Origin of the sequence: Stygiolobus caldivivus (assembly GCF_019704315.1) — an archaeon.
GTDB lineage: Archaea > Thermoproteota > Thermoprotei_A > Sulfolobales > Sulfolobaceae > Stygiolobus > Stygiolobus caldivivus.
In genome coordinates this window covers 2128803-2154348 of sequence record NZ_AP024597.1, presented here as the reverse complement: position 1 = coordinate 2154348, position 25546 = coordinate 2128803, and the positions used below count along the sequence as shown (strand labels likewise).

The window sequence follows — 25546 nt, the reverse complement described above, 5'->3', positions numbered from 1 at the left end:
CATAACACAAATATTCTAACTGCTTCCCGATATCATCAGACTAAGGTATTGTTTATACGAGCGTTTCCCTCGACTAGCCTTAATGGGTTGAGGGCTGTGTATGATCCCTTAAGGTGACCACACCCTGACGCTTCTAACAGACCTAGGTTTATAACCGTGGGAGGTATGCCCTAACGGGATTAAAAGTAACTAAAAGTTGAGGGTAAATTACGCTGTGCGTTGACATCGAGAATAATCTATTACGTTAAGGCAAAATGTAACCGTGATTAGTCTTGCATAAATTTAAGTGTAATATAAATTCTTTGTTGAATATAACGTAAGTCTTTAATTCCCTAAAAATATAATTATAATTATGGCTGAGGAGTACTCACGTGACTTAGAGAGAGCAGAGGAATACGAACAGTTAACCGCCAGAGCTACGGCTATAGGTAAGAATAAGATGGAATTAAGTACGGGATTGATCATTGCCGCTAGATATGCAGATAAATTGAGGAGAGTCGCGCTCGTTGCCTTCAGTAGAATGGTCCCAAAAGACATTATAATAAGGGATGTCTCGGAGTTGAATAAGGAGCTTTACGAGAAGATTGTAAATGAGATGAAATTAGACAAGCTGGACGTTATAAAAATAGTAGTGGATGCCGAATACGATGACCAAAACAAGAAGCTAGTCTTCTCCAACCTAAGGATAATGAGATATTATAATGAAGATAAAATCAGGAAAATGTGCAAGGAGTATGAAGATAAAATAAAGTCCCTTGAAAATGAGGTACAAAATTATAAGAAAAAAGTGGGCCAGATAGAAGAGTTATTGAAGAGTATGGAATAAATGTAGATTAGTTGTTAAACTTTTTTCTATTTCTTTTCTTCTTTTCCACCTTCTTTTTGTCCTTTTAGTTCTTCCATATACTTCAAAACAGCTTCTACGTTCTCACGGTGCACGCTTTTCCTTCGCTTGTCTATCCTTATGCCTAGCTTCTTAGCTCGCTGAAAATCTATCTTAGCTTCTTTAATTTCTCCTATACTAAAACCTCTACCTTCTTTGGTTTCTTTTCTATTATATTTATATTCGAAGTGGTAATTAGGCCTCTTAACTACAGGCTTGACCTCCATTTCAACAATTTGGAAACTAACTATGAATAAAAAATTTACTTAACTCATAGAAGAGTAATATGAATGGCGCACAGCACATACTTTTTGGACTTTGATAGTTTATGTTTTAAGCTAAATCTTATAAGATATTTTGAAAAATGCAAGAGATAGTTTCGGAACAAGACCTAGATCAGCTATATGATATATATAAAAATTCTATGTATAAGCACCCTTTGCTCAATCCGTATCAGATTTATGCAAGACAGAACATAAGGCGTGTAAGATTTATGATGATAGATGATGATTCCTACACTTACTTTAACACCAGAGAAAGATATTTCATAAAAATCTCTACAGCAATATTGCCGATAGTAACTTCTAAGGATTACGAACAAACCATAGCAAAATTTTTACAAATTGTAAAAAAGAAAATGGAGCTAATATCTTTACTTCACGTCCCCACTAGAAAGGAGGTAAAATTAGAAGCGTTTAAAGGAATGCCTAAACGCGAATTTAAGTATATAATTGTAGACAAAGAGTGGAAAGAGAGTTATTCAACTAAAAGGTACGTCAATATAGCAAAGAAAAAAGGAGTTAAAGTATCAGACACATTTAACTATGAGACCTATAAGGAATACTATAATAACTGTTATCTTAATACCCTTGAAACTAAAGAAAAAACCGAATTTGAAAGTGGATATAAGTTCTATAACTATCTTCACGAAAAAGGTATGTTAAGAGCTACTTTTGCATACTTGGACGATAAAGTAATTTCAGGGGTTTTTATTATACATGATGAGGAAAGTAAAATAGGGTATTATACTGATGCCGGGTCGTCGAACGAGGGAAGAGAATTAGGGGCTAATTACTTGCTTCTGAACGATCAAATTAATTACTTTAGAGATAAAAATTATATACTAGACTTAGGAGGAGTACAGCCTGGTAAAAATAAGAAGTGGGATAACATATTTGCATTTAAGAAAAAATGGGGAAAGGAAATAGACCTTCCTCTCGTCATGGTTAACAACCTGGTTTATAAATTACTCTCATTAATTGGTAAAGCAGACTAACGTAATTTCTTTAGGTTAAAATTGTCTAGTGTGTTGAATAAAGTTTTTTATCCAGAACGAATAAAACAATAATTTGACGAAATAAAATGTCATTCACAATTAGAGGTCAAGTGGTTTCGACAGAGTTGGACAACGGAAGCTCTGCGATGGGACAAGATGTAATAATTTTTAGGTATCCCAAAGAAAATATAACATCTAAATCTATAATAATTGTTCAACCGACAGAAAGATGCGTAGTAGTAATCCAAGGACAGATAGCTGCCGAACTCCCGCCCGGGAGCCATAATATACAGTCCCCTGCTAACCCTTTATCTGCATTTCTATCAAGATTTAAATATAACCAACTCCCCTTCGATACTGTAATATTTTACGTGTCTACAACGAGGCATGAAGTAAGGCTTGCAGGAGTAAGCCAAACTGACGATCTAGTCCCACTGGAATATGAAGTCGCAGTGTACTTTAGGGTCCAAAACCCGTCTCTCTTAGCCACTAATGTCCAGTTTGGAGGGCAGTTTTTCAGAGATGCTGACCTAGCAGCTTATATATCACCTATAGTAGACCAAGAAGTAAGCCAAGTCTTAAACCACGTAAAACTAATAGATGTATTTAAGAAATTTGGAGATATAACCACCGCAGTAACAGCTGGGTTGAAAACATTTTTATCAGAAATAGGGATTGAACTAATTTCTGTAAGAATGATAAAACTTATCCCACAAGACCCTGAGCTGAGAAGGATATTACAGCTCAGAGATCTAGGGATCGAAATATATGACGCAGTGAGGTTAGGGCTAGCAAGGATATTAGCCGAGAAGAGCGACCCCGCTAGTGTGAACATGGCCTTAGGGATCCCCTATTTCCCAGACCTATCTACAATTGTCGTAAGTGGCGGGTCACCTTATATGACTGGAATAATGACCGGTGGCAATCCTGGACAAGCACCGGGTACGGGGAGCGGGGGAATTGTTACCAGTTCGTCTCCAGCTCTCCAGACAGCTATAAAACAGATTTTCGGAGATGTAAAGACGTCTGGGACTAGAGATGATCAACAGTAGAGAATTAGGCTGGAATGTACTGACTGGGATAGGGTTCTCGTTCGTAATAACAATAGTTATGGCTATTTTAGCGGGTATCGTGAAGTTATTTTACCCGCCCACAGATATATCTATCTCTCCCATAATTTCGATTTTTCAATCCCCAGCCCTCGGAATAATACAGATAATAATGCTAGCGGGTATCATAGCATTCGTAACTCCAGTCAGATCTAAAGTAATCCGAGAAGAGCTAGGAGGAATAAGGAGGCTAGGGATTTATGTAGGAGTAGGCTATCTCATATTTTCAATTTTACCTTATGCGTTTCATGTACCTTATCCCCAGACTTACATAGGGCTGATTATAGCCTTTAACGTAATCAACGGTTTTGTAGGCGGGTATGCATCAACTATTTTAAGTTAAGAATTTTTTAAACTAATAGTGATGATTTTGTGGAAATACTAAATGATTCGTCTAGGGCTATAATCCTAGAAAAGGGAGCATACCTATACCACCTGACATTAAACGGGAAACCCGTCTTGTTAGAGGGTAAAGAGAGGCAAACAAGGGGCGGGATGGCATTACTGATACCTTATGCCAACAGAGTGAAAGGTGGGAAATACGTTTGGAAGGGCAAGGAATACTCCCTCCCATTAAACAGTGAAGGAAATGCGATTCACGGGTTAGTAATGGACAAGGTATGGGATGTAAAGAGGGTTAGGGAAAATGAAGTTGAGCTATCACTGGTCTTAAACTCCGAAGGGTATCCTACTATCTTACAAATAGTGGTGGAGTATAAAATAAACTCGCATTCGTTTCTAGTAAACCTTGGGATAACAAATATAGGAAAATCCGACGCACCTCTAACTGTCGGTTTTCACCCCTATTTTATAGTAAAGGGGGAATGGAGCTTAATGCCGAATAAGGCAAGGAAGTGCATAAGCCAGGATAAGATCCCTACGGGTGAAATGCAAGACGATGAGATCATAAATAAGCAATATGATGACTGCTTTTATCTACCGGAAGAAAATATAACCCTTTCATCAAGCTACTCTACCATTAGGATTAGGAAGAAAAACTTGGACTATATACAATTATACACAGTGCAAGGTGCTGTAGCTGTAGAACCTATGAGCGGAGCCCCTGACGCATATCATAACGGGCTAGGCCTTAAAGTCATATCACCCAATGAAACGGTAAGCTATGAGGTAGAGTTCACTTTATTAAGGTAGGGTATTATTTCTGAGGCTTTTACTAGAAATAACTTAGCACCTATCCTTAAATCAAGGAAATATTTTAGATTTTCTTCCTTATCGTCATAGACCTCTATTTCACCTTTAAATACTGAAATCATTTGCGCTTTCCACTCCTCGTCTCTCATTTTCATCTCATCGTCTGTCCTACAGATGACGCCGTTCACGATAAGCCCGTGAGACAGAAGAGACATGTCGACATAATTCCTTACCGAGCAATGCCTTGCAGTAAGGACGAAGACCTTATCTCCTTGTTTTATCCTCTCTTTTAGGTACTCTATTAGAGGTAAGTTTGGTTTAGCTAAATAATGGTACTTGGTATAGGCTAATGAATATACTGCGCTTTTTCCATTTCTCTTAGATTTCCTTATTTCTTCTCCGCTCAGCCTTTCTCCCCAGAGTTCTAAGGAAGCTTGCTCTACACAAGGGTCTGTGTTAAATAAAGTGTTGTCAAAGTCTACTAAAAGGACCTTAAACGGCATTATCAACAATCATGTCTACTAGTTATTTAATTTTTTGTTACAAGATTTTTAAAAATTATGGTCATGCGTTTTAGAGCTTTCAAACTGTATTGTAACATGGGTAACATTAAACCTCCTCTTTAGTATCTCCTCCGCTAGGGCCCTCTTATTGTCTAACTCGCTCAGAGTCAGGTCAGGTTTCTCCTTTACGTGTAAGGTAGCTACTACTATATGTTCGCACAAATTCCACACATGTATATCGTCTATACTATCAAATACTCCGTTTAACTGCTGTCGTACCTCGTTCACGTCAACCGGCGAACGTTCCATTAATATATAGAAAGAATTTCTCAGAACCTTTACGGAAGAGATTAATATTAGAGGGATTTCTATAATAGCAGTTAGCGGGTCTATATAATAATCCTTAGTCAACAATATTAACAAGCCCGCTACACTACCAACTAAGTATACAATACCGTCTTGGACCGCGTGCAATAAAACTCCGTTACTCTTTTCCTCTTCCTCACTATATCTAACGATTAATAAGGAGATTATGAGCGACGACAAGGAAGCTAGGATCAGGACAAGTGGGCTGTCCTTAACATCAGAGAATAGGAAAAATAGTGCTAATATCGCTCCGCTCAAACTACCTACTATTACTACTAACACATTCATTAATGAGCTGAACACTTCCAGTCTATGAAAGCCGTAAGTATATACGCTATTTTTCTTGTTGATAATCTTTATGGTATACGCAGAAAAAGAAACGGTTAAACCGTCAATTAGTGCGTGTATCGATTCGGTACCAAGAGTAACGCTCCTACCTATAATTGCCATAGCTAGAGTTACTATAAATATGCTCCAAAAACCCAGTTCTGTTCTTCTCACATTAGACTTATCTCCCACATATTTTATATACTTGACTTAGGGAAAACCTAACTTTCACGACATGAATACCTATTTCTTTCTTGGTTAAAAAACACTTAAAACCAATATAGATAATATTTAACATTAATTAATTAATATATGATTAATAAGATTATCTTATGAGTTATTTAAAAAAGATTATATATTCTTTGCCTCTCTATATGTGATCGATGCCTTTACGTAAAGAATTGGGCCTACTGGAGCTTATCATAATCGGAATTGCAGGTGCCGTAGGTACGGGAGTCCTTTTCAGTTCGGCGGGAATGGCAGCTGTAGCTGGACCGGGTGTAGTATTAGGCTGGATAATCGGATCAATATTCTACTTTTTTGTAAGTCTTACTTATGTAGAACTATCACTGACATATCCTGAGGCCGGGGGACCTTCTAGATACGCCTTGTATAGCCACGGGAGGGTTACCAACTTTATAAACGCGATGGCTGACCTAATCTGGTACTTATTTATCCCTCCCATTGAAGCTTTAGCTGTTGTAGAGGGCTTGAACTATTTTTATCCATATCTTATAAATTCTCAAGACGTCCCTACAATTCAAGGGGTCCTGGTAGGAGTTGCCCTACTGGTCTTCTTTATACCGTTTAATTATTTTGGCGTTAAAGCATTTGGGAAATCAACTCTTACATTCGGGACAATAAAATTACTCATGTATATCGCCGTAGCGTTAGGGGTTATTTTCGTGGGGTTTAACTTAGGTAACTTCACAAACTACGGGTTCCTGCCTTTTGGTGTCGCTGGGGTGTTCTCTGCAGTACCGCTAGCAATGTTCGCTTTTGGTGGAATAAGAGTCCTGCCGGATTACGCCGAAGAGGTTAAAGAACCTAAAAAACTTAAGGAGGGGATAATTTTAACGGTCATAGGGCAATCATTAATTTACGTACTTTTTGCAATAGCCTTCGTAGGCTCATTGAACTGGAAAGGGTTAGGTATAAGTGAAGGCAACTGGGCTTCGATAGGGAACTTACCAGGGAATCCATTTATAGATATCGCTTCCTCTTACCACGCTAATCTGTTACTATTACTTACGGTAATTATAGGTATTGTAGGTCCATTTGTAACGGGGTATATTTACCTGGGGGCAGGAACTAGAGTTTTATTCGCTATGAGTAGGTCTGGATATATGCCAAAAGTAATGGAAGACCTACACCAAAAATATGCTATACCCTCATGGGCACTTTTAGTGTTCGCCATAGTAGGGGCTATAGTAACGTATATTTCTTCGCCTCTCCCTACTATTTACGGCCTAATTAGCGATTCAGTAATTGCCGGGTATTTAGGGTTTTCTGTAAACCCTATAGCAATGACAGTCTTGAGAAAACAAGGGGTTACAAAGAAAATTATCCCTGCAGGTGAGGTAATAGCGGCTATAGCTTTTGTGTCCGCTTCATTAATAGTGTTCTGGTCTGGTTGGCCTTCTGTGCCTTATGCCGTATTACTCCTGACAATAGGAGCTATTATCTTCGGACTTATATTTAAGGTAAGAGAAAACTTCACTAACTCGCTCTGGTACATAGTATACATAGCATTCCTCACTTTAATGTCATATGTGGGAAGTGACGGAGCTTTAAATTTGATCAATTTCTATCTTTCATCCGCTATTGTAGCATTAGTATCTCTGGCGGTATTTTACCCTTGGGGGGTTTATTCTGGGCTGAAAGAAATTCGATTAAAAAAGATATAAACAATATTAAGTCACATTACTTTTTTATAATAAATATATCAATTAGAATTCTGGGTAGAATATATTCCGGTTAGTATCAATAGATTTTGACAAAAAAAGTTGTTGATATAATTAAGGTATATTGCAAAAAATTATAATATATGATTTTCTAATCATTTCATATACATGAAAGGAGAACGCATGATAATATTACGAGGACTCCTGCCAGTATTTGTCTCATTCGTTATTTATAAAAGGGGAAAGAGAGCTAGGGCTTCCGATATAGTTAAAGATTTACAGGCTCTATACGGGAAACAAATCCCAAAAAGCTTAGTCTTTACTACGTTAAAGAGGCTAGTGATACGGTGTAGTAGAAAAACAGAAAGAAGAAAGAAAGGTTTTTTACATACTTACAGATGACGGTGAGGCATTTCTTATAAGACATATAGAAATTTTAAGGAATATAAATATAGTTATAGAAAAAGTGATCAAAGACGTAGAAAATAAGGATGATCAAAGACAAAGTACTTAACCCACTACGACAGCGGGTATACCGACTACATCCTTGTCCCCAGTCGTTAATAGAACAGTCCTCCTTTCACCTACTTTTAAGGAATTAAGTATTCCTGAAAAGTATACAGTAATTTCATTATAGCCTTTCATCAAATAGTATGAGGACAAAGCTTGTGAAACATATGGCGTACTATCTATTTGAGCAGATAAAACAGAAACTTGACCCATGGAGTATAAGTACAATTTAGCTACTCCCCTCATATAAATTTCCCCAACCCTTACGTATTTCACCAGATTAGCTTGAGGGTAATTTACTTGTGGATAATTGTATACTGGATTATAACCTGGGTTATAACTGCTCATAATTAGTCTATTCTATTTCACTTCCTTATTAAAGTTTGCTCATCTTATAAGCTATTATGCGTCCTTAACCACTATATTTAAGTGCTAACGTTTACTTTATCATCTACTATAAATACTCTAGCCCTTTCATAATTAGCTTCAATATAATTAATTTTTTCTATGTTCTTGTCAGGATGACCAGCAGATATATGGTAACAATTTTTTAAATTTTTCTCTAACATGACCTTAAGAAGGTTCAAATTAGGCGGAGATACCTTATTACATCCGAACTCAGCATAATCCTTCTCAAAAATTCCCCCTCTTTGAACTAATAGCGGTAATAATGGTAAGTAGTATTGACAGTCTGAAATTTTTAGGGGCTTGATCACGTCACCGGCATAGAGCAAAATATTGATCAAACACCTCTCATCCCAGTTGGTCAACTCGACCAAGTCGTTTAAGACCACCGTACCCGTAGCTTCAAAATACTCTATTTTCCTAACCCCGTAACCTATTACCCTCTTCACTATCGATAAATTAGAACCGTGGAACACAACGATAGATGGAGCTTGTACTTTAAGTAGTTCATAAATAGCTAAGGCTTTTTTAAACAACTCCTTCAATTCACTGTATACTCTCAGCTCCCTCTTCCCGACATTATCATAAATAGAGAGGAAACCTTCGCCAACCCTAATAGTTATATCATCATTTCCTAATTTTAACAAGTTTTTAAAGTCTTCCTCATCTATATTTACTGACGAAATTACTTTCATATTTCCTATAGATAACTCTAACTCCCCTAGGAGCCTTAGATCACCTTTGTAAGCTTCGGCAAGCCTCAGGAAATTTATAATTCTGGCATCGATCACGAGACGTATTAAGGCCTCATAGCCTTAAAAATTATGTCACTACTTCAGATTCAGGAGATTTTACAGTATTCGTATCCTTCTGAATTAGGATGTTCTTTAATAAATTTCTAACCTTTTCGTCCAAGATAACGTTGTCCCCGCGGATAATCCTAACCACTTCTAGTGTAGACAGTTCAACGGTCTCAACTCCTTGTACGTCTATCTTACCGTTGGTTATTATAAATTTCTTAGCCACCTTATACTCCTTCTTATCATGTTCCACAACCTCCAGAAAAGATAACAGCTGGGCCTCTAAGTCTACCTCGGAACTGTTCATTAGCTTAACCAGCCCTATGTAAGCCATTTCGTTATAAATAAAGAAGATCCCGACGGTTATAGTTTTACCTTTTATCTCGACCCTTTTGCCCCTAGGGTGTACGTATGAGATCTCCAGCTCTTTAGAAAGACTATTTATAGTTTCTCTTATCATCTTTTCTAGTGTTTTAGAGTCGCTTTCGACATCTTTCAAAGTGTAAGAGCTTTTAATTTTCTCTTTTACACAGTCTACTTCCTCTTTACCACACGCATTTATAGCTTTGTCCACCTCACTCTTTATGTACTGTAAAATTGAACTTACCGTGTTTAGCTCCTTCCCGTTCCACATGGACAAAATTATAGGGTATAGCTCATCTGCAAGCGGTTTACAGTAGGCTTCTATTATTTCCTTTATATCTTCAGATGTTAATGCACTGTCTAGGCTTATCCTACTCTCGTCCAACCTCCTCCTTATAGCTAGGTCCGTGACTTTATTATAAGCATCAGTAGGTATTGCCATAAGTACTGGGACTGCCAGCCCTGAGTTTATCAGTCTGTGTATTTTAGATAGGTGGAAGTCCCTCACCTCATCTATAAAGAGGACGACGTCGGTAATCGCTTTTAAGTCCCCGATTAGCCTTAACATACCGTCAAAGTCCTTACTGTAGTCTACACAGTAAAGCCTAAGTAGCGGGTCGTTAAGCTTATTACATAGCCCTTCTAAGTGGCTTTCAAAACTTAAGCCTCTAAGCTTTTTAAAGAAAGAGTAGCCGTATTTTTTCTTGTCCATCTTAGGGAGTACTATCTCCCTTAACTTAAAACGGTCTATCCTACTCCAGAACTCTTCTTCTATCTCGTTTTTACTAGCTAAGTCTAAGAAGAAAGTGAACATCTTACCTTTGCACGACTCTTCAGCCTTCCTGAGGATAGTAGTCTTCCCCATGCCAGGCTGGCCGATAATTGACGCTACATCCTTAGAGTTAATAATATCTATAGACTTGTTGAGGTATTGCCTATAGGTAGGGCCTGCTAGGACTATATTATCTGACGACCACGTGGTAACTGTAACCTTAGGGATATTACATATCATTTCCCATTACCCCTCTTCTTTATTATCCCGTAAACTACCCCCTTCTTCATTAACCCCTCTTCTCCCCCTGCTATTAGGTCATAATTGGACTCTATGTGGTTCTTAAACCTAGAGTAGAACTCTTCTCTGGACAACCCTAGTTCTATACGTATAGATTGTAGTGATGCATAGCCTAAATTGTCCTTAACTTCATCATATATTTTATCAAAAATTGAGAAATCAATTCTATTCTTATCAGTCACTAATACTTCCAATCGTTTTAACTCTTCTTTTATTTCCTTGAGCATATAAAGTATTTGAGCGGTCGGGTCGCTCTTAACAGGCTCATAAGCCTTTCCTCCCCCAACGTCGTACCTCTTAATTAGCCCCTCTCCCTCTAACTCAGTCAAGAGTTCTTCGATAGTCTCTGGGCTCTCACGTACCTTCCTTTTTATTTTAGAAAAAGCAACGGGCTTTCCGTCATAAAGCTGTTGCAACACATTCATTAGCTGTTCCTTTGTAATCATACTTCTTTCCTTAACTCCTTCTTTTTAAAAACGTAAAGGGGCATAATACGATTAGCACTTATTATAAACCACAGCAGAATTACGTCAGCAAGGACTTTCAGAGGCCTTGTGTATGGCGTCCTAACGACCCCTCCAGTATAGTAACCGCATTTTTGTATAAAAAATAAGATTAATAATAAAATACAATTAAAAAACAGTAAATACAAATCAGATAAAAGTTTCATGTTGCAGTCATTAAGCTATAAATCTCTTCACAGTACTTGAGGCATGTTAAGTCCTTTTCCTATACCGTCGCTACGGGGCTGAATCCCTTTCACGCACGATCTATAGAATGATACAGCAGTTATTCTACTTTTCCTTGGTAATACGAAACACTTGGTATTACTGATAAAGTTTTTAGTTTTTACGTCCGGTTTATTGAAAAATATGGAGTACTAAAAGGGGCTGGGCATTACTAAGAGCTATCTCGGGATTGGGGAACTCCTCAGGCCTGTTGAAAATAGTTTAGGTAATTCACCGGTTCTATTGAAAATCTTTTAGATACGTTAAAGTAGAATAACTGCTGAATGATAGTGTCATGTCCTCCCTTAGTATCATAAGGGCAAAACAAGTAAACAGTTAGCGAAAAACAATATAAGCCCACACCCAAAAAGGGGATAAAACGATATTTACGGGACTCGCAATAGACCCGTTAAACTGTAGGTATATTAGAGACATAAGCGTATAGAACCTTTAATGGACAAAGGGACTTCCTCAATACGCTAAGTCGTTCAGGACTCTGTTGCATTTCAGACTGATGTCGGGTATAATATACTTTAAAACTACCGTAATTTTCCGGTATAAATGCCGTGGTTCCTACCTCGCTTTCTACAAGAAAATACGGGTATCTCTATCTCTACGTCTAGTAGGGGTCAGGAGCCCAAGCCTTATTGACCCAGGCTTAAATTTAACACTCGCAGTCACAGAAGGGTTTATCATTGGTTGAATATTCGCGCACGCTAAAGCTACTCCCTGATCCCTAGCAGACGTAATTATATCATCCAAGATAGAAAATGCCGAGGTATAGTTAGTGTTAAAAATTTCATTAAAGTTTTTAGTAAATAAGCCCTCATCTGGTATGTACTTCAGGGCCTCCTTAACGTCGGGGTATTTTAATGTTATTATAATTTCGGGGTGCTCATTACCTTCATGTTCTACATATACTTGTTCTCCTTTTACCATTATCTTATGCCCGTGATGAGCAAGTGTGAACTCATCTTCTAGTGTTATTATGGGTGTAGTAAAGGAAAATAATACGAAATTTTTTCTTGTGACCATAGTTGTCCTGCCGTTCACAGTAATGGTATTCCTATCTGGTACGTATATTAAAACCGGTAGAGGGACGTTCCTAAACGCCTCGTAATTTACTTTACTCTCAAAAGCCCCGAGCAAGTTAGGACTCAATAAAGGTAACCCGCAGTCAACCTCACTAATTAACGACGAAAACTCTTGTGCATTGAAAGACGAAGGGATCTCGTCCGCCGGGGGAAGTCTTAATCCTCTAATAAACGTGTTTAATACAAACTGTCGGAAGACAGGTAACAATATCTCCTTTGCTCTTTTCCCATATCTGGTATGATATTTATAATAGAAATTTATTAGTCCTTCAATTGTAGACGTTGCACTCTTTATCTCTGATTTAGGTATATTAGCCTTATTTATAGATAGAAGGTAGAAATAGTTTCTAGTAATTTTAATCCCGTTTGACTCTAACAATTTTATAAAATAGGCATCACGTAGAGTTAATACCAGATCGAGGATGAATTTCTCCCTATCATCACCGTATAATTTCAGTATATTCCTAATGAAAGACGCTTTAGGATTATAACATATTTTTTCAAATAACGCATAGACCCGGTGTAGGTCGTATTTAAGTTTAGCATAAGTTATAATAAATGCCCTTTTGGAGAGGTCTACTACCCTATCAACTTCCGGTTTAGGCTGGTTCTTATTATTAAAAAGTATAGCAACTATTAAGTCATTTAGAAGGCGCATCAGGAACTCATGCCTTACGTCTAGTTCTTTAACCAGGTTTAAATCAAGTTTGTCTACCTCGTCAATATAGCTCCTAACAGTGTTTATGACTCTTTCAACCCCGCTTAAAAGCACTAAACTACCGTCTAAAAGGATATTAACGAAGAGGTCACCTAACCCGTAAAATGTCTTACACCCCCATTGCTCTTCAATAAATGGAATTGTAAATAAGTAATTACTGTCCCTCTGGATAAGGAGACTACTAAATGGAAAATAATACGGCGAATTCTGGCAATCAGAGCTAGTAAGCTCATATATCGCTTTAGAAAAGTAGTAAGAGGGCCTTTCATAGTTAACGTTTTTACCAAGTATTTTTGAGAGTAGCGAAGCCTGCAAATCCCTTATTTTTTTCGCTTGATATTCCTTGAAGTTCTCTAATAAATCTCTAGCTTTCTCCTCATCCTTACTTAACACATACCCTATTAAGGCCTTAATAAAATCGAGGGTAATTATAGGAGTTATCAGCAGGTAAAAGTCACCTTGCTTAACTAAAGTTAGGTCTTCCACTCTAGTATACCCCGCGTCACTAACGAAGTCATGCCTCGCAATTAAATCTAAGTAGCCCTTTACATAGTCCTCTACCCTATCAGGCGGTGCCACGAACATATTGAGAAAAAGCTTCTCTACTCCACCAACGTATTCAGCTTGCCTACCTATTATATAAACGGGTACAATATCCGTAAAGAAGTCCATGAGGTCCTCAAAGAACATTAATGAAAGAGACTTGTCGACAACATCGTTGACGGCTTTTGAACCTATAAGGACTAAGTATTCATCAGGTCTTTCAGGTTTATACTTGTTTATCAGCTGATCTAGTTCATCTCTGAGGCTACCCAAGCACTTAGCCTCGTCTTGGTCTTCGAGGTAAGAAGACTTACACGGTTTATACAAAAAGGCGTTTTTATCCTCTAACTTCCCCTCCTTATACAAATACACTTTTAACGGAAAAGCTGAAGAATAATTAAGTATACTCCCTACTATAGATTGGTAAAATTGGTTATCGAACACTTTAGATAAAATATATTTTACAGTAATACGTTGTATTACGTAAAATTTTTCTACGAACTCAACCCTGTTCTCAGTGATGTTCTCTATAGACAGTTCAAATAGAAACGTATGGTTGCCATTTTCCCTTATGACTATAGGTACGAAGTTCACTACCGTTACTACGTACCTATTCCCCTCTATTTCCAAATAGTATTTAGCCTCAGTGTTTGGTCTAAGGAGCCTTATTGACCTATCTGACTTTATCAGCGAAGACCCTATTACATCCCCCTTGCTAACGTCCTGATCGTTTTCCAGCCTGAAATAAAGCCTCATTTGCTCTGCTTGTGAATCCAGGTCCCTTAACACTACGTAAAACTCCCTAGGTAATACCATATTTTGCGGGAGCTTAATCCTTATCTCCGATTCTCTAGGTTCGTCCATACTGGTAGGGTAATTCTCTAAGAACCACGACCCAACATAAACCTCCACACCCTCAACAGGTGAGCTCATCCTTCTGGTAGCGGAGCGAGTATGATCAAAACTCCTTACGATATCCATACCATTATCTTTATAAAATAATACTATAAACTTTTTTCAAATTGCCACAAATAGGGCAATCTTTCGCGTTATTAGACCTCTTTATATTTCGTCGAACTTTCCTACTTCTACCTGAATGTCTTTTCCACAGAAATAAGCTAATGAGGAAGAAAAAACTGCATTATTCTTCTTGTATAATTTATAATATTCTGCGGGTATCCCTCTCTTTTCTATATACTCCTGCCTATAGAAATTTAAATAATACAACTTAGGCTCTCTCGAATTCCTAGGAACCCTTAAGATAAATACGTTAAGGGCGCTTCTGGTAAAGCCTTTCAACTTATCTAATGATAGCTGATCCAACCCTTCTTTAACTATAAATTTTCCGATCAACTCTGAATCTACCATGTACTTAGCATCAATTCCCAAATATTTTCCCAAACCCTCTTTATCTACACTTCCGTTATGTGCTACGTAAATTAACTCGCCAGGAGTAGTCTCCAGATAAGGGTGGGAAAATTTAGCGTCTACTAAACTTTTGTCAGTAGCTAACCTTGCATGGACGATTACCCACATTTTACCTTCCAGTAACTCCAAGACTTTATTCGCGTTATTGTCTTCAAAGATAGGGAGGGCACTCCTATAGTGAACAAGAGTACCTGCGTCAGTATATGCTACTATCCCCCAGCCATCACCGTGGACGTCCCCGGTTATTGGGTCCTTCTTTGCTGACCTGACAAGACACGAAAACAATGACTCTAATTCACCTTTATCTTCTCCCCTATACGCTAGCATCCTACACACGGCTGAGCACCCTTTTTATATAGCTCTAGTACTAAAACTCACCCTAGTATTGAACTGTGTGTAGAAAGCCAACATTAGATCTTATCTTTAAAAACAGTTTTATTATTTTTAGCGGTTTCATTTATATAATACTCCGTCAGTTTATAGGGGACATTATTAACTCGAAGTATACGTATTCATCGTGAACATGACGAGGACCTGCCCTTTAGTACCTAATAGTGTCTGGCTGAGCATAAACCGGCTAAAATATAAGGTGACAACCTCGTACCACAACCTATCCTTTTCTTGTTACTTTACGGTGCACCTTTATGGGGATCACACTCGTCCACCGTGTTAGGAGAAACTAGACAATAATAAAGCTACTACTCGGTAGCTAAAAGCAATTTAATATGGAAAAGGGGACGCTATACCTTGGTCTACAGTTATACCAAACCTCTCCCCTTTAACGTATCCTTGGTCACACGGATTCTCTCTTAGTGCTCCATACCCGTGTATGACCTACTCCCGATTACTTTTATCTTGTCTAATTACATATTATAGAATATTTTAGATGAGATGCCTTTAAACAAACAAAAAAGCTTAAACTAACCCGCTAGTCAATACGATAAACCCTACTGAATACAGAATAATTACGGCTAATGTTTTTAGGGCTTGTTTAGGTATTTTCAGCGATATTCCTTTAAGGGCAAACAAGCTCCAGAGAAAACCTACAAAGCCACCGATTATCCCCAGGAAACTACCAGTCATTATCCATGAACTCACCGAAAATACGTCTACTTCTAACCCTTCCGCTATAATCCCTAGAAACGCTACTAAAAAAGCACCCTTAGGCTCAGGATACTCGCCCTTATAAAGAAAATATGTAGCCAGAGATAGGAGTAAAAAACCTAGCAGTAGCTTGGTATAATACTCTGTAACATCGGAAACCAGAGTCGGAAGTAATATATAAGTTAAATATAGCATAAGGGTCACTACAACAACTCCACCTACCACGCCTAAGTTAGCCTTAGCTTTGTCTTTTAAGGACGCTAAACTCCAGAACATACTCATTTCGAAGCCTTCAAAGCTGCAAGGCAAAAAAGACGCTAAAAACGCTATTTCACCTATATCCACCCGCTCTCACCTTGTTATCAAACTTTAATCTCAGTGCACCGGCCACTAAGAACCCTATCAGCCCGGAATATGTATAGTAATGTACTACGAAAGAATACATTACAAAAGACGAGTTATAATATAGTGCAATACCAGTGACTAACAGCATTAAGATGACCGAGATGTTCAACAACGCTTTTCTCTTAGATTTAACGAAAAACGAAGCCACGATCAAAGCAAACCCGGCAAACGTCATCGGGAACAAGAACGACACCGCAGGGGCAGGATAGACCTGAGCATAAGACTTCCCTTGGGAGACTTTTGCAATATATCCGTAGTGAACTGGGTACTGTAATGGGATAGGGTAAGTCCAGTTATTAGGAGTAAGTATTATAGGCGGTCTGGGGTTTGCCGAGAAATTAAACGCCTGTAATAGCCCCTCTACGTCGCTGTCCTCTACCCATTTAGTAAACCACGGGAGGTGCCAGTTATAATCAATAAACCCTAAAAGGGTATACCCGGAGAGCGTGTAATTGTCTACCCACGCCTCTTTTGCATAAGGCGAGATAATAAGTAACGGTATTCTCTGCCCTAAACCCATGGAGTTAATCGCAGGAGGAGTCACTTGGTCGTAATAACCTCCGCCCTCATCAAAAGTTATGAATATAACTGAGGAATTCCAATAAGGACTCTTCATCACCTCATTAATAATGGTGTTGAGTTCGACAGCACCTTCTGTTACGTTGTACGGTGGGTGCATGTCGTAGTAGTCCGCGTTACACCCTATTAACATAACCCAGCTTACTGATGGGAGGTTCCCGTCTCTGAGGTCACTGAAAAACTGGTCTAGCCCTTGAATATGAGACTGATAAGCACGGATCCCGGAAAACGCGTTCAGGGGCCACGGGATACCGCCTTGGTAATTATAGACGAAATAGTCCCACGAAACACCGTACGTAGTGAGCTGATAAAATATCGTCTGGTTCAAAGGCACTACGTCAGACGCACTATCTGAGTAGAAGTTAGGAGGTGCACCGGTCAGATACGCGACTCTATTAGGCTCAGTGAGCCCGAGAACCGGTGCATAATAGTTATCTGCTAGTACGTATTCCTCAGCATAGTCCCACAATATCCCGACCTGTTGATAAGAGAAATAAGCCATGGACTGGGGGCCTGAGTAGTATACAAACCCTACCGGCTTCCCGAACCAGTAGTCCCCGTGATAGGAAGACCAACCTTCGTAAGGGTCTACGGTATCCCACGCATTAGCGTAATAGGGGTGAGAGGCTCCTGCAAAGGGGAACCAAGGGACGTTGGGCACGGTTATGTAGTCGAGTACACCGTCTTTCGATTGTTCAAGTTGAGTATAATTGGTATATAGCCCTTCAGGCCACATAACCGAGAGGGTTATGTTATTTATTATAGGCGGCCATCCGAAGGGGTAGGTACCGAAGAGGTTATCAAAAGAGTGGTTTTCCTCAATTATGATAATGACGTGTTTAATGGGAGTAGCTGTAGGAGTAGTGGACGAAGTCAAGGGAGAGACTAAAATTAAGGTTATAAAAACTAGTAACATAACGATTCTATTTATAGACCTCATTTCATACACCTACTGATCGATATTCGCAACGATTTATAAATTTGTCTGACAAAAAAACTTACAACCCTTCATAGGGTATAGTCCTTCCAAAACCGTACATATTAGCTAAGACGTCCAATATAATTAACGCAAGGACTATCCCGAACATTATATAATCTAGCCTGCTAAACCCTAAATTCACCAAAGAAGTCCTACTTGGGTATGCCCTGAAACCCCTGGTGTCTGCAGATATAGCAAGGGTCTTAGCGCCCCTAAATAAGTACACTATCGCGGGCACTATAGCCATTAACCCCGCATAAAAGTAGTAACCGACCCTGAAGACCCTAGGCTTGTTATAGCTCAGCCCCCTTAGTAACTGCATCTTAACCGACGTATCTAAGATCTCAAATATCTTGGGTACCGTCCTCACTCCTACCATTATTGAAAAAGTCAGAGGTAAAGGGATCTTCATCTTAGTAAACATCCTGAAAATATCCGAAGTCGTAGTGGTAAGTATTAAGAGTAGTGCGGACACTAAAGTAGCTGTCACCCTAAAGGAGATCTGAAGGCCGTATATCAGTGCTTGGAGAGTTAAGGTAGGTTCATAACCCATGAAGGAAAAATAGCTGGGCCATACCCATACTGTCTGGTAAGCCGAAGTATCGGGGAAGACGAGCTGTAATACAGAAGGTGGCGTATAAGGGGCTGCAGCCCAAGCAGTACCTACAATTGTGGAGAAGACTAAGAGTACGACGTATAAGAACTTCTTTACCCCGTTATTTAACGTCAAATAAAGCGGTAAAATAGCTAACGTTAAAATAGCACCTATCCACCAGATGGTAGTCGAAGCCACGACCATAACGATAACTCCGAAAACGAGCTTTGTCACCGGGTTTAACTTATATAAGAACGTGTCTCCTTTTTCAAACCTCGTAATCTCTATAAACCCTTTTAGCCCTATTACACCTATAATAATAACTATAGGTAAGGCTACCCCGTAGAAGAATAAGAACCAGCTTATTATGTTCTGAGTTAATGGGTCTTCATATAGAAAACTCCAAGGTACCATATTTCATCACCAAGTACTCTGTTGGCGGGTGGATACCAAGTCCCTCCTTGAAGAAGACTTCTTCTGGCACTCCCTCCGCGACTATCTTACCTTTGTCCATGACTAGGACTCTGTCACAGAACTTGTCTACAAACCTTGAGTCGTGGGTCACTATTAGGAAAGAGAAGCCCTTATCTCTCAGGTGTATGACTTCCTTACCCAGCATCTCCCTGTGGTACCAGTCCTGCCCGCTCGTGGGCTCGTCCATTAATAAGATCTTTGCTCCAGATGCTATAACCGAGGCCATTGCGACCCTCCTCCTTTGCCCCATCGATAGCATTAACGGGTCTTCGCGCCTGATTTCGTACAGAGAAAACATCTTTAAGATCTCGTTTAACGTGTCCCTATTATATATGCCCCTATTTTTCATCGCAAATGCTACTTCGTCCTCCACAGTCCTCTTTATGAACATAACGTCGAAGTTTTGGGGGAGATAACCTATATATGCCCCCCTCTCCATAATGCTGGCTTTACTTATGTCTTTCCCTTCTACGACTAGCCTTATCTCAGACGCTAACTTCTTATCCAAGAGGCCCATTATTGCCTTAAGGAGGGTGGACTTCCCGGCACCGTTCCTCCCCATCAGGGCTGTTATTTCCCCCCTCCTTAAAGTCAAAGAAGTGTCAACTAGGACCTTCCCGGTCTTCCTCTCCCAGACCTTAACGCTCGAGTCTAGGACTACAGAGTCCCCTTTTACCCTAGGAGGCGGTGAATACACGTACTTTTGGACTGACTTGTGTTTCTTCATGTGAAAATAATAATCAGGCACTTCTACCCCGGCTTCGCTCAATATGTCAGCCTTGTCCACTAATTCGTCCTTACCGATGTCAAAAACTAACTTACCCTTATCAATTAAGACCACACGGTCAACGTAAGGTAAGACCCTCTCTAACTTGTGCTCTACAATTAACAAGGTCCTTTTTTCTTGCCTGAACCTCTTGATCAGTGAAAAAATCTGTGCAGTGCCTTCTGGGTCTATGTTGGAAGTCGGTTCGTCCAGTATCAAAGCCCTCGGCCCCATCGCTAAGACCGATGCGAGGACTGTCCTCTGCAGCTCACCCCCAGACAAAGTCTGGGTCTCCCTCTCCAAAAGTTCATAAACCCCTGCGACCTTTGAAGACTCGGTAACCCTGTTCATAATCTCTTCAGGCGGTAACATTAAGTTTTCAGGTCCAAAGGCTATTTCGTCTACGACTTTGTGGTTGAAGACCTGCATTTCGGGGTCTTGTAATACCGTACCTATATTCTTGGCTATTTCGAAAATAGGAGTCTTTCTGGGGTCTTTGCCGAATACGTTAATTTCCCCTTTAACTTGTGCCGTAATCATATTGGGGATAACGCCGTTTATTACACTTACTAATGTCGACTTCCCTGACCCCGACTTACCTACAATAAGTACTGATTCCCCTTCTTTTACGTTGAACTGTTCTACTGTTAATGAAGGCTTAGCCCTACCAGTATACGTCACCTCAACGCCCTTAAGTTCAATGAGGTTCATTGTCCCACCGCCCTCGCTATGTAGTAAGCTAGGATACCACCTACAATACCCATTATTATATCTCCTGGTAAAAAGGCCTCTATATGGAACAATATTTTAGCCCAGTTTACCGGATAGGCATAAAGGAAGGGACCGAAGAAACCGTCGTAGAATAACGGGTCTGGGAAAGCCCATAAGGCACCCACTACAGCCCCTTCAATGACAGCTAATAAATTAACTCTGCTGGTCGAAATGGAACTCGGAGAATCAACTTCTTTAGGCGTATACCCTATCCCGAATATTTTCCCTTGTGTGAACACTATCATTAGGTCTACGAACAGTCCGTAAGTTAAAGCCTCGTATATCATGAATACAGGTTCACCTCCAAACCCGTAATGGAACAAGTCCCCTAGGATATCGTAGATCAAAAGGGTAAGCATACCCACACCGGCCTTCCTCACAAGCCCAGCTACGATAAACACTATTACCAGCCTCCCCCAGAAGCCGACGCTAACAAAAGGTGTACTCGGCAGAAACCTACCTATGAAGCTCCCTATGTAAAACTCCCAGACCATTGCAAAAGCCCCGCCAATACCTATATATACTAGGTCTAACGTCGTAAGTGCCTTAAGTCCTCCGTATTTCCTTCCCATAATAAATACTATTACCACCGCCACTGCGAAGTAGCCTACAACGATTTCCCAAGGAAGTTGCCCAGGTTCATTTACGGCTCCATCTATACCATTAAATGTCATATGGCTCATTAACCTTTTCGGGCAATAATTTATAAGGATAACCTATTTAGACTATATACACTTTATATTTCACTTTACTATCACGTACCTTACATTTAATAGAGCTCCTATAACAGTAATGATAAAAATAAGGATGAGGAACCTTAGTGAATTTTAACAAGGAGAAGTTTGTAACGGAGAATTATTATTTTTATACCCCGTCAAGACAAGGTAATTTAATATGTGGACGTGTCGCGGCACTGACCGATGAGGAAGCTTGACCGCCTGAACTTTCTACATTGTTTTTAAACCTCACGGGCAAAATATACACTATGAGCAAAGGGATCTATTTTGTGAAAAACGGTAATAGGGTCACCGTAATTACGGGTAACTATACTGCAGAATTCGAGGGGGATACCGTTAAGGGCTTCATGGACTTCCAGGGCTTGAAAGTGGAATTCGAGGGGAAGATAAGCTCCCTACCTTCTAACGTCGAGGAGGCTAATGAAGCAATTAAATCGCTTTTCCTAACTCCACCCTCAAGGGTCAAGTTGGGCTCAGTAGTAGAAGCGGAGAACGATAAAGTTAAGGTTAGGGCATGGGGTATAATAATAAACGACGTTAGATCGCTTTTTAACAAACTATCGGAGATGAAGGTCTTCCCTGTTGATATAAATAAAATATCTGATTACTATGACCTCCCCCCTAAGAGAGTAAAAGTCCTGCTAAAGGACAGCCCACTGGAAATAGACGAGAAAGCCCAGAAAGACTTCATGCATAGATACGGTAGCCAATTACCCCGCATTGAAGAAATAGGTGAGTTCAAAGTAATCCTAGACGTGGACAAAAATTTTGGGATAGCGAGGCTCTTTTACGACAACTACCTGATATACTCTGTAAAGGTTAGCCTATCTACACTTGCACATTACCTGAAGCTAAGCCCAGAGGAACTTACGGAAGAACTTCTATATTCACTAGAGGCGCTGGTAAACCTTGCGGGAAAGGCCTCAGGGAGCCTCCTCCCTGGAGTAGTGGAAGTCTACAATGAAGGTAAGGTAAAAATCACGAGTTCTAACGAGACTGCAGAACTACCGATAAATGATATAAATAAGTTAAATGAGTACGTCGACGAGTTAAGGAAAAAGTTTATACTATCAACTCATAGATCACCACAGAGATGAGTCTATTCAATTTAGACGTAAAAAGGATCCACGAAAGTATTAGGTCACGCCTAGACGACATATCGGCTGAATCGCACGAAGTTAGGGGAGTATCAAAAGGGTATGAAGTAAGGCAAAAATACACTAGAAACGGTGACGTCGAAATCGAAGAAATATATTTACATAAAGGTGACTATACGGTAAGCCTTTACATCGCTTCTAACGGCGTCTACACTGCTACGATTAATAAAGACGGGAAAATAGAGGCTAAAGAACTCTCTAGAGAAGAATTGGAAAAAATTGTTAAAGATATTATCTCAATGATCTCTAGTTAGACCTTTTTGCACTCCCCGCCAGAACAGTCATAGATGTCCTTGAAGCCCAGCTTGTCTTTTGCTATTTCTATATCAGCACTTACGTCTTCGATAGAAGACGACTGCAGGATATATGCACCTACCTTATCTGTAGGCCTTGCAGAAATAGGGTAGAAGTAGACTTCCGCCCTTTTTTGGGGCCATTGTAGCTTACTGACGTCCACTAACTCAGTTTTTACGTTACTCGTAACTTCCCTTTTCAGCATTTCCTCGTTTAGTTTAGCGTTTAACCTCTCCAGCTCCTCTAGGGTCTCAAACTTTTGGCCTGAAAACACGCTTATTAACTTGTCTTTTACGTTCTCGCTGACTGCGTCACCCTTTTTCACCACGTTATATACCAACTTCATCGCTGCACAGTCAGTGTGAGGTAAGTAGACCACTTCGTCAGGCTTAATCTCCTTTAACCTAGATAAGAACTCCTTTACGTTAGCCCCGGCGTTTCTAAATATCACGGTGTCTTTATCCGCCCTTTTTAATACTTCTTCGGTCAACCTATAGTCCATACACGATATTATTACCCTTTTCATCAGTTAATATTCTACTGAGGCACTAATTAATTATGGATCAGAAGAATTGGTAACCTCTTTTTTACTTATGTTTAAAAAGTTTAAACTTTACAACACGGTCAGCCCGGGGCTCTCAGTCTATCACTTCACCGGTCGTGCCGGGTAGCGTCATCATCCCTTAAGCTCCTCTAAGGGAACCTTATTAGTTGTGTGTCCAAATACCATTAATAAGGTTGCTGATATGAGGGCAGCGACACCCACTACACCGGTCGAAAAGCTCAGCCCCAGATGACCTTGGAGGACGACATAGACTATAGGGCCTACTGCACCGCCCAAGTGCCCTATCCCGTCAGCAATACCGTATCCTAAGGTCCTCACTTTTGTGCCGAAGTTCTCTGCGGTATACGCATACATTACGGGGAACTTAAAACCTTGGAAAAACATAATGATAAAACCTATGGGTAAGAACAAAGGACCAGAGAAGGGCCATATCACCATTAATACCGCTGATACCAAGTTAGATAGTGAAGAAGTGTATTTCCTCTGGAAATGGTCGTTGATTATACTCGCAATAACGACTCCTAAGGGGTCTCCGTAGAGTATATAACTAAAGTACAAACTGCTAGGATCATAGCCATGCTGTGATATCAGGGAGAAGACCGGAGTCGAGAACAGAGCGTAACCGGTAAAGTAACTCGCAAACCATATCAGGGTAAAGACCAGGATGTCCTTGTCCCATTTTAGCTCCTCTTTACTCTTCTTCTCCCAGAGGACAGACTCAGGTAACTTAACCCTAAAAAATAACGCTATTAGAGCTAAGATTAGGCTGGGTACAAACAATAACCTCCAATACCCTTGGCCTAAAATTACGGCTACGGGTGTCACGACTAGGGTCATGAGAAAACCTGATAAGGTCGTTATACCTACGTTTCTTCCCCTGATCTTGGGGTCGGACATCTCAGACACGTAGGAAGGTACTACAGCTACTTCTCCCTCAATGCCTAGACCGATCAAGAGCTCTGCGACCAGTAGAGAAAAGAGGTTAAACGACAGTAACCCGACTAAGGAACCTAAGCTTATTAATAACATCGAGCTCATTAACCCGAACTTTCTACCGAGCTTCGACGCCATGTAACCGTTGACCATTCCCCCTAAAAAATAGCCTATCATCTCCGAGGAGAGTATAAGTGTAGCTGATACTTCGCCTATTTGGCTTGAGGCATAATTTTCTATGTAAGGGACGTTGAATATGTCCCAAAATGTCAGGGAAGTCCCTAGAGAGAGGAGCAATATCTGTTTTTTTGAAAGCATGGAAATTTAAAAAATTTAAACTTTTTTAATTTTTCTGTCCCTGCTCTGGCTCACCCAATTTATCCTGATCAGACTTATTTAATTTATTCAGCTTATAAGCTACGGCTAAACCCATCAGTACACACGATAAAGTATACACTATTGTCCCACCTAAAGAAGCTAACAGAAAACCTAATAGGAGGACGTCCAACAAGAGTGAGGCGATCCCACCCATTAACCCTTTCATGTACCAGTTGGGGCTTTTGTCCCAGAGCTTTGCTATTAAAAAACCTCCTAGGAGGCCTCCGGCTACTAGTCCAATTAAATCTAAGTATAGGAGGGTAAAGGGCAAATATACCGGTAACTCCTGCGTAAATTGTGTAGCTGCAGTAATGTTATCGTGAGTGCTGTTAAGTATTTCCTGATAATAATAGTGCTCCAGTTGGGGGAGCTGGGGATAAACAAATAAAGAGTAATAGACCACAGTGGATAATACCCCGAAAAGTAGCCCGAATACAAGCCCCCATTTTAGCCCGGTAGACGTTTTCATATAAGTATTTTGTACTGGAGTTATTTAAACAGAGCGTATAAAGGCAGAACGTCTTGAGGGAAAAACGTGTAGCGTCTTACGTAAAATCCTTACGTTTGAAATGTTTTTACCAATCAGACAATGATATTGCCAATTTAATGACTTTAGGCCCCGAGCCCT

At 39.8% G+C, this 25546-nt stretch carries 25 protein-coding genes; 8 read left to right on the top strand and 17 right to left on the bottom strand.

The window, feature by feature from the left end; translation table 11 throughout:
* The first annotated feature begins 352 nt into the window (after positions 1–352).
* Positions 353–826, top strand: a complete 474-nt coding sequence (locus KN1_RS10675; RefSeq protein WP_221287539.1) for a DUF2258 domain-containing protein — start codon at positions 353–355, stop codon at positions 824–826.
* Between the two features lie 26 nt (positions 827–852).
* On the opposite strand, the gene KN1_RS10670 is transcribed toward KN1_RS10675, so the two are convergent.
* The gene (locus KN1_RS10670; RefSeq protein ID WP_221287537.1) at positions 853–1110 is read right to left on the bottom strand and encodes a 50S ribosomal protein L13e; all 258 of its coding nucleotides are present in this window, start codon (positions 1108–1110) and stop codon (positions 853–855) included.
* 137 nt (positions 1111–1247) lie between these two features.
* On the opposite strand from KN1_RS10670, the gene KN1_RS10665 reads away from it, so the two are divergent.
* From KN1_RS10665 to KN1_RS10650, 4 genes are all read left to right on the top strand, one after another.
* A complete protein-coding gene (locus KN1_RS10665; protein WP_221287535.1) occupies positions 1248–2159 on the top strand; it encodes a hypothetical protein in 912 nt (303 codons plus the stop codon).
* Between the two features lie 86 nt (positions 2160–2245).
* Positions 2246–3211 (top strand): SPFH domain-containing protein, encoded by a 966-nt coding sequence (locus KN1_RS10660; RefSeq protein ID WP_221287533.1) that lies wholly within the window; start codon positions 2246–2248, stop codon positions 3209–3211.
* On the top strand, positions 3198–3611 hold the full coding sequence (locus tag KN1_RS10655) for a hypothetical protein (protein WP_221287531.1): 414 nt from the start codon (positions 3198–3200) through the stop codon (positions 3609–3611). Before KN1_RS10660 ends, KN1_RS10655 begins: the two co-directional genes overlap by 14 nt.
* 29 nt (positions 3612–3640) lie before the next feature.
* Positions 3641–4420: an aldose 1-epimerase gene (locus tag KN1_RS10650; RefSeq protein ID WP_221287529.1), complete on the top strand. Its 780-nt coding sequence runs from the start codon at positions 3641–3643 to the stop codon at positions 4418–4420.
* Here the strand turns inward: KN1_RS10650 and KN1_RS10645 are convergent.
* Together KN1_RS10645 and KN1_RS10640 are read right to left on the bottom strand one after the other, a co-directional pair.
* Entirely contained in the window at positions 4390–4923 is a 534-nt protein-coding gene (locus KN1_RS10645) for an HAD family hydrolase (RefSeq protein WP_221287527.1), read from the bottom strand. The two genes, KN1_RS10650 and KN1_RS10645, sit on opposite strands and share 31 nt — an antisense overlap.
* A 48-nt stretch (positions 4924–4971) precedes the next feature.
* A complete protein-coding gene (locus tag KN1_RS10640; RefSeq protein WP_221287526.1) occupies positions 4972–5790 on the bottom strand; it encodes a cation diffusion facilitator family transporter in 819 nt (272 codons plus the stop codon).
* Between the two features lie 209 nt (positions 5791–5999).
* On the opposite strand from KN1_RS10640, the gene KN1_RS10635 reads away from it, so the two are divergent.
* The gene (locus tag KN1_RS10635; protein WP_221287523.1) at positions 6000–7523 is read left to right on the top strand and encodes an APC family permease; all 1524 of its coding nucleotides are present in this window, start codon (positions 6000–6002) and stop codon (positions 7521–7523) included.
* A 507-nt stretch (positions 7524–8030) separates the two neighbouring features.
* Here the strand turns inward: KN1_RS10635 and KN1_RS10630 are convergent.
* The 11 genes from KN1_RS10630 to KN1_RS10580 all read right to left on the bottom strand — a co-directional run bounded on the left by KN1_RS10630 (position 8031) and on the right by KN1_RS10580 (position 21528).
* On the bottom strand, positions 8031–8378 hold the full coding sequence (locus KN1_RS10630; protein ID WP_221287521.1) for a DUF973 family protein: 348 nt from the start codon (positions 8376–8378) through the stop codon (positions 8031–8033).
* Positions 8379–8455: 77 nt separating this feature from the next.
* Positions 8456–9226: a hypothetical protein gene (locus KN1_RS10625; protein ID WP_221287519.1), complete on the bottom strand. Its 771-nt coding sequence runs from the start codon at positions 9224–9226 to the stop codon at positions 8456–8458.
* A 31-nt stretch (positions 9227–9257) separates the two neighbouring features.
* On the bottom strand, positions 9258–10610 hold the full coding sequence (locus KN1_RS10620) for an ATP-binding protein (RefSeq protein ID WP_221287512.1): 1353 nt from the start codon (positions 10608–10610) through the stop codon (positions 9258–9260).
* Positions 10607–11116, bottom strand: a complete 510-nt coding sequence (locus tag KN1_RS10615) for a hypothetical protein (RefSeq protein ID WP_221287510.1) — start codon at positions 11114–11116, stop codon at positions 10607–10609. Before KN1_RS10615 ends, KN1_RS10620 begins: the two co-directional genes overlap by 4 nt.
* 867 nt (positions 11117–11983) lie before the next feature.
* Entirely contained in the window at positions 11984–14734 is a 2751-nt protein-coding gene (locus KN1_RS10610) for a hypothetical protein (protein ID WP_221287508.1), read from the bottom strand.
* An 81-nt stretch (positions 14735–14815) separates the two neighbouring features.
* Complete coding sequence (locus KN1_RS10605; protein ID WP_225905828.1) at positions 14816–15508, bottom strand: class II glutamine amidotransferase domain-containing protein; 693 nt, start codon at positions 15506–15508, stop codon at positions 14816–14818.
* A gap of 588 nt (positions 15509–16096) precedes the next feature.
* Entirely contained in the window at positions 16097–16630 is a 534-nt protein-coding gene (locus tag KN1_RS10600; protein WP_225905660.1) for a hypothetical protein, read from the bottom strand.
* Positions 16617–18200 carry a phospholipase C gene (locus KN1_RS10595; protein WP_221290693.1) on the bottom strand — a complete coding sequence of 528 codons (1584 nt, stop codon included), beginning with the start codon at positions 18198–18200 and terminating at the stop codon, positions 16617–16619. The genes KN1_RS10600 and KN1_RS10595 overlap by 14 nt, the downstream gene beginning before the upstream one ends.
* A gap of 67 nt (positions 18201–18267) precedes the next feature.
* On the bottom strand, positions 18268–19257 hold the full coding sequence (locus KN1_RS10590) for an energy-coupling factor transporter transmembrane component T family protein (protein ID WP_221287505.1): 990 nt from the start codon (positions 19255–19257) through the stop codon (positions 18268–18270).
* The gene (locus tag KN1_RS10585; protein ID WP_221287503.1) at positions 19232–20794 is read right to left on the bottom strand and encodes an ABC transporter ATP-binding protein; all 1563 of its coding nucleotides are present in this window, start codon (positions 20792–20794) and stop codon (positions 19232–19234) included. The genes KN1_RS10590 and KN1_RS10585 overlap by 26 nt, the downstream gene beginning before the upstream one ends.
* Positions 20791–21528, bottom strand: coding sequence for a hypothetical protein (locus tag KN1_RS10580; RefSeq protein ID WP_221287502.1), 738 nt, complete (start codon positions 21526–21528; stop codon positions 20791–20793). The genes KN1_RS10585 and KN1_RS10580 overlap by 4 nt, the downstream gene beginning before the upstream one ends.
* A 311-nt stretch (positions 21529–21839) precedes the next feature.
* Here KN1_RS10580 and KN1_RS10575 point away from each other — a divergent pair, with 311 nt between their 5' ends.
* Together KN1_RS10575 and KN1_RS10570 are read left to right on the top strand one after the other, a co-directional pair.
* Entirely contained in the window at positions 21840–22688 is an 849-nt protein-coding gene (locus tag KN1_RS10575) for a hypothetical protein (protein ID WP_221287500.1), read from the top strand.
* The gene (locus tag KN1_RS10570) at positions 22685–23002 is read left to right on the top strand and encodes a hypothetical protein (RefSeq protein ID WP_221287498.1); all 318 of its coding nucleotides are present in this window, start codon (positions 22685–22687) and stop codon (positions 23000–23002) included. Before KN1_RS10575 ends, KN1_RS10570 begins: the two co-directional genes overlap by 4 nt.
* On the opposite strand, the gene KN1_RS10565 is transcribed toward KN1_RS10570, so the two are convergent.
* The 3 genes from KN1_RS10565 to KN1_RS10555 all read right to left on the bottom strand — a co-directional run bounded on the left by KN1_RS10565 (position 22999) and on the right by KN1_RS10555 (position 25387).
* Entirely contained in the window at positions 22999–23568 is a 570-nt protein-coding gene (locus KN1_RS10565; RefSeq protein ID WP_221287496.1) for a carbonic anhydrase, read from the bottom strand. The genes KN1_RS10570 and KN1_RS10565 overlap by 4 nt on opposite strands.
* A gap of 150 nt (positions 23569–23718) precedes the next feature.
* Positions 23719–24858, bottom strand: coding sequence for an MFS transporter (locus KN1_RS10560; RefSeq protein WP_221287494.1), 1140 nt, complete (start codon positions 24856–24858; stop codon positions 23719–23721).
* A gap of 25 nt (positions 24859–24883) precedes the next feature.
* A complete protein-coding gene (locus KN1_RS10555; RefSeq protein ID WP_221287492.1) occupies positions 24884–25387 on the bottom strand; it encodes a hypothetical protein in 504 nt (167 codons plus the stop codon).
* Positions 25388–25546 lie beyond the last annotated feature (159 nt).